General features: G+C 40.8%; 10 protein-coding genes. 8 read left to right on the top strand and 2 right to left on the bottom strand.

Features of this window, described 5'->3' with window-relative positions; all coding sequences use genetic code 11:
- Positions 1-65 precede the first annotated feature (65 nt).
- The 3 genes from VB732_RS11435 (at position 66) to VB732_RS11425 (ending at position 4136) form a co-directional block, all read left to right on the top strand.
- On the top strand, positions 66-1904 hold the full coding sequence (locus VB732_RS11435) for a penicillin-binding protein 2 (protein ID WP_323230953.1): 1839 nt from the start codon (positions 66-68) through the stop codon (positions 1902-1904).
- A gap of 223 nt (positions 1905-2127) precedes the next feature.
- On the top strand, positions 2128-3243 hold the full coding sequence (locus tag VB732_RS11430; RefSeq protein ID WP_323231019.1) for an iron-containing redox enzyme family protein: 1116 nt from the start codon (positions 2128-2130) through the stop codon (positions 3241-3243).
- A gap of 200 nt (positions 3244-3443) precedes the next feature.
- Positions 3444-4136: an SAM-dependent methyltransferase gene (locus tag VB732_RS11425; protein WP_323230952.1), complete on the top strand. Its 693-nt coding sequence runs from the start codon at positions 3444-3446 to the stop codon at positions 4134-4136.
- A 150-nt stretch (positions 4137-4286) separates the two neighbouring features.
- Here VB732_RS11425 and VB732_RS11420 read toward each other — a convergent pair whose 3' ends face one another.
- Positions 4287-5333, bottom strand: coding sequence for a glycerophosphodiester phosphodiesterase (locus tag VB732_RS11420; RefSeq protein WP_323230950.1), 1047 nt, complete (start codon positions 5331-5333; stop codon positions 4287-4289).
- 59 nt (positions 5334-5392) lie between these two features.
- Here VB732_RS11420 and VB732_RS11415 point away from each other — a divergent pair, with 59 nt between their 5' ends.
- From VB732_RS11415 to VB732_RS11400, 4 genes are all read left to right on the top strand, one after another.
- Positions 5393-6457: a vWA domain-containing protein gene (locus VB732_RS11415; RefSeq protein ID WP_323230949.1), complete on the top strand. Its 1065-nt coding sequence runs from the start codon at positions 5393-5395 to the stop codon at positions 6455-6457.
- A 134-nt stretch (positions 6458-6591) separates the two neighbouring features.
- A complete protein-coding gene (locus tag VB732_RS11410; RefSeq protein ID WP_323230947.1) occupies positions 6592-7056 on the top strand; it encodes a hypothetical protein in 465 nt (154 codons plus the stop codon).
- 105 nt (positions 7057-7161) lie between these two features.
- The gene (gene ligA / locus VB732_RS11405) at positions 7162-9198 is read left to right on the top strand and encodes an NAD-dependent DNA ligase LigA (RefSeq protein WP_323230946.1); all 2037 of its coding nucleotides are present in this window, start codon (positions 7162-7164) and stop codon (positions 9196-9198) included.
- Positions 9199-9485: 287 nt separating this feature from the next.
- The gene (locus tag VB732_RS11400; RefSeq protein ID WP_323230945.1) at positions 9486-9716 is read left to right on the top strand and encodes a DUF6737 family protein; all 231 of its coding nucleotides are present in this window, start codon (positions 9486-9488) and stop codon (positions 9714-9716) included.
- A gap of 617 nt (positions 9717-10333) precedes the next feature.
- On the opposite strand, the gene VB732_RS11395 is transcribed toward VB732_RS11400, so the two are convergent.
- Positions 10334-10687: a hypothetical protein gene (locus VB732_RS11395; RefSeq protein WP_323230944.1), complete on the bottom strand. Its 354-nt coding sequence runs from the start codon at positions 10685-10687 to the stop codon at positions 10334-10336.
- 542 nt (positions 10688-11229) lie between these two features.
- Between VB732_RS11395 and VB732_RS11390 the strand changes: the two genes are divergently transcribed.
- Entirely contained in the window at positions 11230-12441 is a 1212-nt protein-coding gene (locus tag VB732_RS11390; protein WP_323230943.1) for a sensor domain-containing diguanylate cyclase, read from the top strand.
- The last annotated feature ends 148 nt before the right edge of the window (positions 12442-12589 follow it).

The following is a 12589-nucleotide window of genomic DNA, read 5'->3' as shown; positions in this document are numbered from 1 at the left end:
GTCACTAGGACTCAGACTTTGGCTAATAACAAAAGACAAGAGACAAAGGACAAAGCACGAACCCAATGCAGAAGTCATCAAGCAAAACAAGATTGAGAAAGTTTCGGAATCCAGGATTCAAAAGACAACAGAAGGGTTCTAAACAAGGGTTTTTGAAGACACTTGCTTCTAATATCCAAAACCAAACATCTAACACCAAGTCCCGACTGTTTATAGCCTGGGGCGTATTAATGGCAGCAGGGTTGGGACTGGGTATCAACTTGTATAACCTGCAAATTGTCAGGGGGCCAAAGTTAACCCAGTACGCGCGAAACCAACAAATGGTGGATTTGCGACCTTTTATGCCCCGTCGCCCCGTGGTAGATCGCAATAGTAATCTGTTGGCTATTGACCGTCCTGTATATACTTTGTACGCCCATCCTAAGCTGTTTGATAAGTCTAATGAGGAGATAGCAGAGCGGCTGGCCCCAATATTGGCAAAAGATACTGCTGACTTGGTGAAAACTTTTCAAAGCAAAAAAAGCGGGATTGTACTTGCTCCAGCCCTACCAGAAGAAATTATCGATCGCGTCACTTCTTTGCGCTTAAATGGTTTGGAGTTAGTTCCAAAATACGCCCGATTTTATCCGCCAGATGATTTGGTTGCTGATGTAGTGGGCTACGTGAATGTTGACCGTATTGGTCAAGCAGGGGTGGAATACTCTCAAGAGAAGTTGTTAGAACGTCCTGTGCAAACGGTGCGGCTCAGTCGTGATGGTAATGGGACTCTGATGCCTAATCATGCACCGGAAGGTTTTTTGCATTTTGATGATTTGCGCCTGCAACTGACTATCGATAGCCGTCTGCAACGAATCGCCCGCGTCGCACTCAAAGAGCAAATGGAGAAGTTTGACGCTAAACGTGGGGCGGTAATTGTAATGGATGCATTGGATGGTTCTTTACTCGCCCTTGCTTCTCAGCCTACCTATAATCCTAATGAATACGGTAAAGCTAATATTTCCCTATTTAAAAACTGGACGGTAGCGGATCTTTATGAACCAGGATCGACTTTTAAACCTTTGAATGTAGCGATCGCTCTGGAAAATGGCGTTATTAAAGCAGATGATACATTTAATGACTCTGGTAATATTCGAGTCGCTAATTACACCATCAAAAATGCGATGAATAATGGCTACGGGCAAATCAGCATTGCTCAGATTTTGCAATATTCCAGCAACATTGGCATGGTGAAAATTATCCAACGCTTAAAGCCTTCAATCTACTACAACTGGCTAGAACGCTTGGGGCTAGGACAAAAAGTTGATACAGATTTACCTTTTGAAGTTGGCGGTCGCCTCAAAAGTCAAGAAGAATTTATCGCTTCGCCAATTGAACCAGCTACTACTTCCTTTGGCCAGGGCTTTTCTATGACACCGTTACAGCTAGTGCAAATGCACGGTGCTTTAGCCAATGGCGGTAAGTTAGTTACACCTCATGTAGTTCGAGGGCTGATTGATACCAAAGGGCAGATGCATGATTCGCCCACTCGCACTATATCGCGCCAAATTTTCTCAGCTGCAACAGCCCAAAAGGTTGTAGAAATGATGGAAACTGTTGTTGATGAAGGCAGTGGGAAGCCTTCACAAATTCCTGGATATCGCATTGCTGGTAAAACTGGTACAGCCCAAAAAGCTAGTCCTAATGGTGGGTATATCAAGGGTGCTAGAATGACCAGCTTTGTGGCTATTTTACCAGTGGAATCTCCTCGCTATGTAGTGTTTGCACTGGTAGATGAGCCAAAAGGAGAAAGTGCTTATGGTTCTACTGTCGCCGCCCCAATTGTGAAGTCGGTAATCGAAGCACTGATTCGTCTTGAGGAAATTCCCCCAAGTAAGGCGATTGAACAACAGCCGAAAGCGCCGTAGGGGGTAGGGGGCAGGGGGCAGGGAGCAGGGGGCAGGGGGACAAAAGTTTAGAACTTACAACAAGTCTTTCCCAATTCCCAATTCCCCATTCCCCATTCCTTTAAAACTTAATTTTTGTTTATAACCAAGGAAAGAGGTAGAGAAAGCTACTCGTGTGGGAACTTAGGTATTAGAGGTGAAAGTAATTTTAATTTCTCACTTTTCCAATGCTACCGAAGATTCCATGCAAAGCAATTTAGTTAGATTTCCTAACGCTGGGGCTGCAAAAAAGAGTACGCAAACAGAAGAAGGAACAATTACCAAGTACGACCAGGCTGAGGAGCAATTTATAGAACTGCTAGCAACGGAGGATTTAGATCATCAACTAGATGTAAGACCTGCAATAGCTAGTGAGTTTGAACAGGCACTCTCAAGGGCAATTCGCGCCGCCTATAAAAACGATCGCTCTGATGAACAAGCTCACCGTTTTCTCCAACGGATACTTTACCGAATTAATCGGCTCAAGCTGTTTTGGTACGACGATTTGCGGCACTATACCAATGAGCGATCGCTTTATCTATCCTTATGTCGTGACAAAATTGAAGCTGCTTGGCAAAGCTGGGAACTAGCGCATCTCGATGTAGCAGCGCTGCAAGAATTGGATGTAAAACACGCTTTAATCGAGCGTGCATCTGCTGATTTAAATCCGCCTTTGTCGGAAACTAGCAGCTATATTCGTGAGAAAATGACTGAAGCTGGCTATCGTCACCTGCTAGCAATCGGTTCGTTGGATGGCTTGGTTGAAGCTAGTCATATTTCCCGGACTTTGGGTGGCGCTGCTAATGAAGTGCAGTGTACACTCATACGAGTCTTAATAGAAGAATACGGCAACGGTCGTTTATCCCGCAAGCACTCTACATTTTTTGCCCAAATGCTTGCTGAATTCGGGATGAACACTCAACCAGAGGCATACCTCGATTTAGTACCTTGGGAAGTATTGGCTTCTACCAATCATAACTTCCTGCTGACTGAGCGCAAACGCTATTTTCTGCGTTATTGTGGCGGTTTGACCTATTTTGAGGTGGCTGGGCCTGCGGTTTATAAAAATTATATGTTGGCGGCGCAACGACTGAAACTTTCAGAAGCAGCAGTGGGTTATTGGGAACTGCACATCAGAGAAGATGAACGCCACGGCCGTTGGATGTTAGATGATGTAGCTTTGACTCTAGCAGAAAAGTATCCCAATGATGCTCATGAATTGCTGCTTGGATACGACCAGCAGAAACTCATGAGCGATCGCGCCGGTAATGCTGTTGTGCGATCGATACGCGAAGCAGAATCAGCCGCTTTAATTATGTGATCGATCCCAAAAATTAGAAATAGCAGTTTTTTCTTAGCGTTTTAATTTGACATTTCTACGTCATTTTAGTGCCGCTTTCCCTGCAAGTGCATTTCTTTAGCAACCCTTTGCTAAAGGAACAGTTTTTTATTGCCTAAATACAAGGTAATAAACAACCTCCTATTACATTGATTATACCTTACACCTTAAAGTACAGTCAAATGAAAGATATCTTTTTTTGCCCTGAAGAATCTAATTTCTACTCCAATTGTTTAGAAAACTTTGTGTTTAGAAATTGTAAAAGTTCCGAATCAATTGTGGAATTTGGTTCAGGAGATGGTAGCCCTGTAATTAATTCCTTATTGAGAAATAAGTTTAATGGCGTAATCCAGGGATTTGAATTAAACACTTCTGCATGGAAAGTTGCAAATTCAACCATTGATGAATACAATCTCACAAATAAATATATAATCCATAATTCATGTTTGTTTAATTCTTCTCAACCCCATGCCGAGTATCTTGTAGCCAATCCACCCTATATACCCGCACCAGATAAGGATATTTATATGCCGCTCTTATTTGGGGGCGTAGATGGAGCTACACTTACCAACGATCTTTTATCGTTAGATTATGAAAATGTCTTGGTTTTAGTATCTAGTTTTTCTAATCCAATCAATACCTTGAACTTAGCAAAACAAAATGGTTATGATGTTCAAAATTTCATGGTATTACCTTTGGAGTTCGGCTATTATAGCTCTGAACCTAAAGTTAAGAAACACATAGAAGAACTCCGAAAAAACAAAATGGCATTTTATTCTGGCGATTATTACTTTTTGGCTGGCGTTTTATTTACAAAATCCCAGGCTGTAATTGATTTATCTAATCAATTAGCTCAGGTGATGACGAGTTTGTGAAAATAAAATTGTTCAGATTTCCTAACTATTTAATAATTAGGAAATCTGATTTATCATGACTGCAACTTTGATTTTAACTAACTATAGCGATCCTAAATGAGTCGTGTAAATCTCCGATTCCTCTCTCTGCGCTCTCTGTGCCTCTGCGGTTCATTTATAGAGATTTTCCCTCACAGCACAAGCCGTATCAGGGTAATCGCTAAATACGCCATCAACACCTAAATTGAAAAATAGTTCATATTCTCCTTCGGGATTTCCTTGAAAAACCAGTGGCAAAAAGTAATCTTCATTACGGAAAGTCCAGACATGAACCAGTAAACCAGCCGCATGAGCATCAATAACTAAAGATGTTGGCGATGTCTGGCGACAAGCCGCTTTGCGTCTACGCAATTTACCACTACTATCTCTAGGAACCAACAAATTTTTATGAATACCAACCGCCCGTCCATATTTAGCAATCTCTTTTAAACCTGATGCAGTTGCTAAATCTACATAAGTGCGTTCATCGCCACTAACGACAAAATCATAAGGTTTACCTCTGTTATTCAGCAATTGCACCAGAGGTAAATCCGTCTTTGTAGATAAATCTTGTAAATTACTCACTTCAAAAGACTGAATAAAAACGGGTGCATTAGCTCCCTGATAACCGTTGGCTGTTAAAGTTGCCAGTAAAGGTGCTTCTAGGGCTAACCCAATAGATTGAAAGTAAGTTGGGTGCTTAGTTTCTGGGTAAATGCCGATCGCACGATTAATTTCGGCACTTTTACGCTTCACTAAATCGATAATTTCTTGCAGCGTGGGGATTTCTAAGAGTCCATCATAGACGGTATTTTGCGATCGCAGTTGTCCAATTCGCTCTTTGGCTCGTAGTGTTTTCAGTTCCGCCAAGGTAAAATCTTCAGTAAACCAACCTATTTTCGATTCACCATCAATTATTTTGGTGGTTCGTCGGTGAGCAAATTTGGCATGGTTTGCAATGTCGGTAGTTTCAGAAATCTCGTTTTCGTGACGAGCAATTAAAACACAGTCTTTGGTAGAGACTAAATCTGGTTCAATATAATCAGCGCCTAGTGCGTAGGCGCAGCCCGCCGTAGGCATCGCTAATTCATAAGCAGCTAAAGTGTGTTCTGGACGATAGCCACTAGCCCCTCGGTGAGCAATGATAATTGGAGGTTTACCTGTAAAATTTTTAACCATGATTGCGTGCCATTTATAATTTTGTAAGTTAAAAATTAAATATTCATTTAGGTGGGTGTATGACAAGTAATAATATTGAGATTGTTTTCAGTTTTGATACAACTGGGAGTATGTATCCTTGCCTTACCCAAGTACGGCGAAAAATTAAAAATACCGTTACGAGACTAATAGACGAAATTCCCTTAATTAAAATTGGGATTATTGCTCATGGTGACTACTGCGATGAAGGTTCAACTTATGTCACCAAAATATTTAATATATCCGGTGATGTTGATGCTATCTGTGATTTTGTGCAAAATGTCGAACCTACAGGTGGCGGAGATGCACCAGAATGTTACGAATTAGTATTACATGAATCCCAATCTTTATCTTGGTCAAAATCAGCAACAAAATCACTGGTTTTGATTGGTGATGATATTCCCCATCCTCCAGCACACAATCCTAAAAAACTGAATTGGCGCAAAGAGTTAGATAAATTAGCTGAGGCCGATATTACAGTTTACGGAGTTCAAGCACTCAATCGCCCTCATGCCACTCCTTTTTATCAAGAACTTGCAGAAAAGTCTGGCGGTTTTCATATCAACTTAGACCAGTTTTCGTATATTAGTGATTTGTTTTTAGCAGTTTGCTACCAACAATCTTCTAATGATCAGCTACAAGCTTATGAACAAGAAGTAATTGATCAAGGAAGGATGAGCCGTGGGTTAAATAAAATATTTAACACCATGATGAATCGGGAAACAACATCCTATTACGAATCGGCTGATTTACGGGCAGTTTCTCCGGGGCGTTTCCAGATTTTAGAGGTTGAACAAGATATTTCAATTAAAGCTTTTGTATTGGAAAATGGTTTAAGTTTTAAAGTTGGGCGGGGTTTCTACGAATTCACTAAAACAGAAACTATCCAGGCTCAAAAAGAAATTATCTTAATGGATCGGGCAACGGGTGATTTATTTCAAGGAGGTGCAGCACGAGAAATGTTAGGTCTACCGATGGATGCAACGATTCGGATTAAACCTAGTAACCTAGAAAAGTATGTCGTGTTTGTCCAAAGTACCTCTGCTAATCGTAAACTGATTGGCAAAACTCGATTTTTATATGAAGTCGAAGACTGGGATCGCTAAATCCCAACCACTAAGGTAATGTACTCTTAATTTGCATAACCAGGGCGGGCAAGATGCCCACCCCATAATAGTTTTACTTCTAGGTAATATGCAAGGTTATTTGTCTAAAAGCTTAGTAGGCACAATACAAGACCATGAACTCAAATAAGCCTAGTATAAAACACATTTATATTGACGGTCAAAAGATATTATTTCCCAGCCAAGAAGAATGGGAAACTTTGCGATTGAACCCCTTTATTGATGATATGCCACTAGCTGTTTTAGATTTGCTTTGGCCAGCGCTTGAGTTAACTCAAAAATATCCTGAAATTCACTTAGGGCTTGGAAAGATATCAAATTTCAAGAGATGGATGCCATATATTTTTCTAGAAATAGAATCAAACTTTCAAAGAGTCCAGTTAGAAACTTTAAGCTGTGGTTTTTGCAATTGGCGAGGAAAAACAGCTAATCCTATGGATACGAGTCTATATTGTGGAGATGGGATAAATCGGGATCGGTTTACTCTAATGAAAGCTGCTGAAAGATATCCGATACTTCCTTGCCCTTGTTGTGGCGATCGCCTACCAAGACATCCAATTTGGGTAGAATATAATATGTAAGATTAATTCATCAAAGCCTTGATTTCACAGGTTAGTCACGGCTATCCAAACAATAGACTTCATTATCTTTAAATTCTATTCACTAGATATTTTGTAATTATTCTAATGACCCAGATTAAGCCGGAAGTAAAACGTATAGAAGAATTGCGCCAGTTATTGCAACAAGCAAGCTATGCTTATTACGTCTTAGATGCTCCAATTATGGAGGATGCAGTTTATGACCAGCTATATCGAGAATTGCAACAACTGGAAATTCAATATCCAGAATTGATCGCAGCCGATAGCCCGACTCAGCGCGTGGGTGAGAGGCCAGCAACGCAGTTTACCTCGGTGCGCCATAATATCCCCCTGTACAGCCTAGAGAATGCATTTAATATTGATGAGTTGCAAGGGTGGGAGCAGCGCTGGCGGCGACAAGTACCGAAAATAGATTCGGTGGAATATGTCACTGAACTCAAAATTGATGGTTCTGCTTTGGCTCTTACCTACCAAGATGGGATTCTAGTTAGAGGCACAACTAGGGGTGATGGGGTGATGGGTGAAGATATCACCCAAAATGTGCGGACAATTCGCTCAATTCCCTTGCGTTTGAATTTTGAAGGGTTAGAAATTTTAGAAAGGGTGGAAGTGCGAGGTGAGGCATTTTTGCCTTTGGAAGTATTTAAACAAATTAATGAGGAAAGGCAAAAAGCAGGGGAGCAATTATTCGCTAATCCCCGTAATGCCGCAGCAGGTACACTCAGACAGCTAGATTCGCGCATTGTCGCTAAACGGCGGTTAGCTTTCTTTGGCTACACGTTACATATTCCTGGTAGAGATGACACCAGTATTGCCAATACCCAATGGGAAGCGTTGGAGTTATTAGAAAAGATGGGTTTTCAAGTGAACCCAAATCATAAACTTTGTGCCTCGATCGCAGAAGTGGCAAAATATTATGAATATTGGGATACGGAACGCCTGAATTTACCCTACATGACTGATGGGGTAGTAGTAAAGCTGAATTCTTTTAAACTTCAGGAACAGCTAGGCTTTACCCAGAAATTTCCTCGCTGGGCGATCGCTTTGAAGTACCCAGCCGAAGAAGCACCTACTCGTGTAGAAAATATTGCTGTAAATGTGGGACGAACGGGGGCGTTAACGCCGTTAGCAGAAATGCGCCCTGTGCAACTGGCGGGAACAACAGTTTCTCGCGCCACTTTACATAATAGCGATCGCATTACTCAATTAGACATCCGCATTGGCGATACTGTCATCGTCCGCAAAGCTGGGGAAATTATTCCAGAAGTAGTGAGAGTACTCAAAGAACTCCGTCCGGCTGACACTGAACCCTTCGTTATGCCCACCCATTGCCCAGTATGCAATCAAGCAGTGGTGCGCGAATCAGGTGAGGCGGTGACTCGGTGCGTCAATGCCTCCTGTGCAGCGATTCTCAAAGGTTCCATTGAACATTGGGTAAGCCGTGATGCTTTGGATATTAAAGGTTTAGGCGAAAAACTGGTACATCAACTCGTTGATAAAGGTTTGGTGCATTCCGTTGCCGACTTGTATGAGTTGACAGCAGAGAAGTTGTATGCATTGGAAAGGATGGGGAAAAAGTCGGCAGAGAAATTAGTCGATGCGATCGCTCAATCAAAAAATCAACCTTGGTCAAGGGTATTGTATGGTTTAGGTATCCGTCACGTTGGCAGTGTGAATGCCCAATTGTTGACTCAGAAATATTTCACCGTAGATCAGTTAGCGACAGCAAAGCAATCAGATATTGAAGGAATTTACGGTATCGGTGCTGAAATTGCTCAATCTGTGTACCAGTGGTTTCGGATTGATGCCAACCAAAAATTGATAGAACGCTTGCAAGCGGAAGGATTGCAATTAACTGCCCCAGAGGAAACAAAAACAGTTGGTGATGGTAATCAAAAGTTTGCGGGTAAGACTTTCGTAGTTACAGGGACACTACCAACCCTAAAGCGAGATGAGGCAAAGGCTTTAATTCAAAAAGCGGGTGGAAAAGTTACTGATTCCGTAAGTAAAAAAACAGATTATTTGGTGGTAGGAGAAGATGCCGGTTCTAAATTAGAAAAAGCCCTCTCTTTGGGAATTACGCAGTTGAGCGAGGCACAATTTTTGGAAATGCTTAACGAATAATTGCTCAGGAAGTACGAGGAATCCCCGTCAAAAGGAGGGAATTAGAGGCAGCCGCTCAGTTGTCCAAAGTTAGCTGTAGCAAACTTCCAGAGTACGGAGTATTGAGAAGTCTAAAATTTAACCTAGATTGGAGTGTTATATTTCTGACGAATATTACCAAAATATTGATAATATTAATAGCGATACCTGCGGTGGGCAAAGCCAACGCGTTTAACTTTGGAACCCTAGTTGATCATTAACCATAAAAATGGTTAAAGGAAGATTTGGAGTTTTATTAAATAAAATTAATGTCTGAACAAAAGCCTATAAGCCCTTGGAACTACAAACCTTGGTGGTGTCAACCCTGGTCTATAGTTCTCACAGGTGTAACTCTAATTAGTGCTAGCTGGTTACTATTTAAAACTATCTGGCTCACAGTTCTCGTATCGATTCCCATAGTGACATGGATGGGATTTTTTGTATTGTTTTGGCCACAACTAATGATTCGCAGTGGAATTTTAGAGTCGTATAAAGACTAATTCGAGTTTGATGTGTTACTAAAAATTACTCCAGGGAGAGGAAATTATCAAAACGGAATTCATCGAGTCCTATAGAATTAATTCTGAATTCTGAATTCTGAATTCTGACTCCTGAATTCTATTTCAATAATTTCCGGTATATTTATCCGCTAGTGGGTAAGTCTTCTTCAGGCAAGATTTGTCTATGCTGAGTACCCACGGAATGCCTTTGTCTGCTGGAGGGCTAACAGTAATTCTACCTCTATTAGTAAATCTTTTTAACAAGTTGGTAAATTGGGGAACAGTTCTCATGATGTTCTGATAACTTTCTATATCAGGACAAATCATGATTAACATCATAATCCAACTATTAATTTTGAAATACCAATGGCAACTTGATAGCAATATGCGTGTGATGCGATCACCTACGGTGGGCGGTTACGCCATCGCACGCTAAGAAAAAGTTTTTTTTCGTTGCTTCTTTGAGTTGTCTAAACAGTATTTCACTCAACTGAATTGTCATATTTGAAGGCAAATCATCTGGAGATAGGTAGGGCTGACTCATAAGTTTTTGTGCGTTTTAAGGCATTAATAAGCTGAGGGTTTTGCAGGATTAATATTACAGAAAATTCCAGTTATCATAATTGTTTATCTTGTGTAACAATCCACATCAAATCTAACCACAATTGAGGATAAACTTTCTTGATCTGTGATTTTGGATCATGCAACAGATTTGTAGCATTTAAACAAACAACTTCAACTAAGCCTAAATATTCTGCTACTTCTATCAGTAAATTTTTCTCTGCTACTACAGCAGAAATCAGTCTGTCAGGACAGTAAATCCTTATATATTTTGCATGAGCGATATACGCTCCTTTTGAGCGAGAATTTAGCACTTTTACATAGCAGTGGCGTAATATTTTCCATGCTGCTGGATGAGCTTGCTCAATAATAAGGGTAAATTGTTGGGTTAAGTCTTCTTCGGTAATCATTACTCTCTCCATTTTTGCGCTAAAAATTGTAGTTTTTTCTCATCTCTGCACAATAAAGATGGCGCAGTATTGCTATGAGTAAAATTAACAATTTTTAGTTTGGGTAAAATTTACCCAGGCGGCAGAATTGCTTGGTAAGTTTTCTACAGCTTATGTTAGTTTCCTATCAAGGATCAAAGCTGAAACCGATTATTAAAACTGTATCAATCACTGCTTTGTACCAAAACAATTGGTATAAAATCAAGTTACAAAAAGAGAGAGGTCAAAGTGTATTGCTTCCATTCGAGAACCGCTATATATCGGATTATTTCTGCGCTTCTGTGCAGAGATGATCTGGAGTGGGCTGCAAAATTAAGCGATCGCTGTTGTCTTATAGTTTCTCTGCATCTACACAAATTAGTAGTATCAAAAATATCAAGTCTTCACAGTATAATAAGTTTTGATAAATTTTAGTTTACATTGAGAATTTTTAACCTGGCTTTGGGCACAAGACCTTGTAGTAGAGATACACAGGGAATTTGCACAGTAAAAGCTAGGGTGATATGAACAACAGAGCAAACCAAAGGCATGAAAAACATCATGCAATACAATATTTCTGGATATTCAACCGAATGTTGATTTTCGTTGCAGAGATGTTTATATCACGCAGCCTTGATGCTGGAGAGTTAACCCTGCGATTGTTGCGAAATTTCCAGCGTACCAGACTTTCGTGGCTAAGGCTCAGACACTCACCTGTGGAAACACCATCTGCACCTCTACCTGAAAATGAACCAGAAAGGCTCAAAGCATTGGCAGGCTACAATATTCTGGATACTCTACCCGAACAAGCATTTGATGATCTAACTGCTCTAGCTGCCTATATCTGTAAGACTCCAATTGCTTTAATTAGCTTAGTAGATGCCGATCGCCAATGGTTTAAATCTAAGATTGGACTAAAAGCCAGAGAAACACCCAGAGAGTGGGCTTTTTGCTCCCATGCCATTCTGCAAGCAGAGGATATATTAGTGGTTCCCAACGCCATCAAGGACGATCGCTTTGCTAATAATCCTCTAGTTAAAGGTAATTTCAAAATTCGTTTTTATGCTGGTGCGCCACTAGTTACGCCCAATGGTTTGCCCATCGGAACGTTATGTGTGATGGATATCATTCCTCGTCAGCTAAGTTACCAGCAGTTAGATGCACTGCGCCGTTTAACTCGGCAAGCGATCGCTCAGATGGAACTCATTCAGGAAGTTCGCAACCGCAAAGAATCAGAGATGGAAGGAAGGCAGCTATCGCTAACTGATGAACTAACAGGTTTGCATAACCGTCGTGGCTTCTTTGTGATGGCTGAACAACAATTGAAAATTGCTCACCGGATGAGATTGTTGTGCTGGGTTATCTTCATTGATTTAGATGGACTAAAACAGGTTAACGACACCCTTGGTCATGATATGGGAGATGCCTTGATTGTTGATGCCGGTCGATTACTCAAGCAAAGTTTTCGGAACTCAGATATTGTTGCCCGCTTAGGTGGAGATGAGTTCATCGTTTTCATCTCCAGCTATTTTAAAGATGCTGATAGCATCGAAGCGTGTCTGCAAGTAAATACTGCCAACTTTAATCAACAGCAGAACCGTAAATATCAACTTTCGATGAGTATAGGGATAGAGCGTTACTCACCAGGAAGTAATATGTCACTAGAACAACTAATCGCCAGTTCTGACGAATTAATGTATGCGAACAAGCGTCTTAAGCGGCAATCTGTTGTTTGATGGTGGGAATTGGAAATTGGTGTTGTACAAACTAATACCAATTTAATGTGAAGCTGCACTAAGTGAGTAACTCTCTATTCTTGGCGTTCTTGGCGTTCTTGGCGGTTCGTTTAATATTCTGTGCATCTTCATACAGAATTGGTATAAG

The sequence above is a fragment of the Nostoc sp. UHCC 0252 genome, assembly GCF_034931145.1.
Lineage (GTDB): Bacteria > Cyanobacteriota > Cyanobacteriia > Cyanobacteriales > Nostocaceae > Nostoc.
The sequence above is the reverse complement of the archived record's forward strand: the minus strand, read 5'-3'. Positions and strand labels throughout refer to the sequence as shown.

Coding starts and splice junctions, on each gene's coding strand:
- VB732_RS11425 (WP_323230952.1), top strand. CDS start 3,444: ATGAAAGATATCTTTTTTTGCCCTGAAGAATCTAATTTCTACTCCAAT.
- VB732_RS11415 (WP_323230949.1), top strand. CDS start 5,393: ATGACAAGTAATAATATTGAGATTGTTTTCAGTTTTGATACAACTGGG.
- VB732_RS11435 (WP_323230953.1), top strand. CDS start 66: ATGCAGAAGTCATCAAGCAAAACAAGATTGAGAAAGTTTCGGAATCCA.
- VB732_RS11400 (WP_323230945.1), top strand. CDS start 9,486: ATGTCTGAACAAAAGCCTATAAGCCCTTGGAACTACAAACCTTGGTGG.
- VB732_RS11395 (WP_323230944.1), bottom strand. CDS start 10,687: ATGATTACCGAAGAAGACTTAACCCAACAATTTACCCTTATTATTGAG.
- VB732_RS11420 (WP_323230950.1), bottom strand. CDS start 5,333: ATGGTTAAAAATTTTACAGGTAAACCTCCAATTATCATTGCTCACCGA.
- VB732_RS11410 (WP_323230947.1), top strand. CDS start 6,592: ATGAACTCAAATAAGCCTAGTATAAAACACATTTATATTGACGGTCAA.
- VB732_RS11390 (WP_323230943.1), top strand. CDS start 11,230: ATGAACAACAGAGCAAACCAAAGGCATGAAAAACATCATGCAATACAA.
- ligA (WP_323230946.1), top strand. CDS start 7,162: ATGACCCAGATTAAGCCGGAAGTAAAACGTATAGAAGAATTGCGCCAG.
- VB732_RS11430 (WP_323231019.1), top strand. CDS start 2,128: ATGCAAAGCAATTTAGTTAGATTTCCTAACGCTGGGGCTGCAAAAAAG.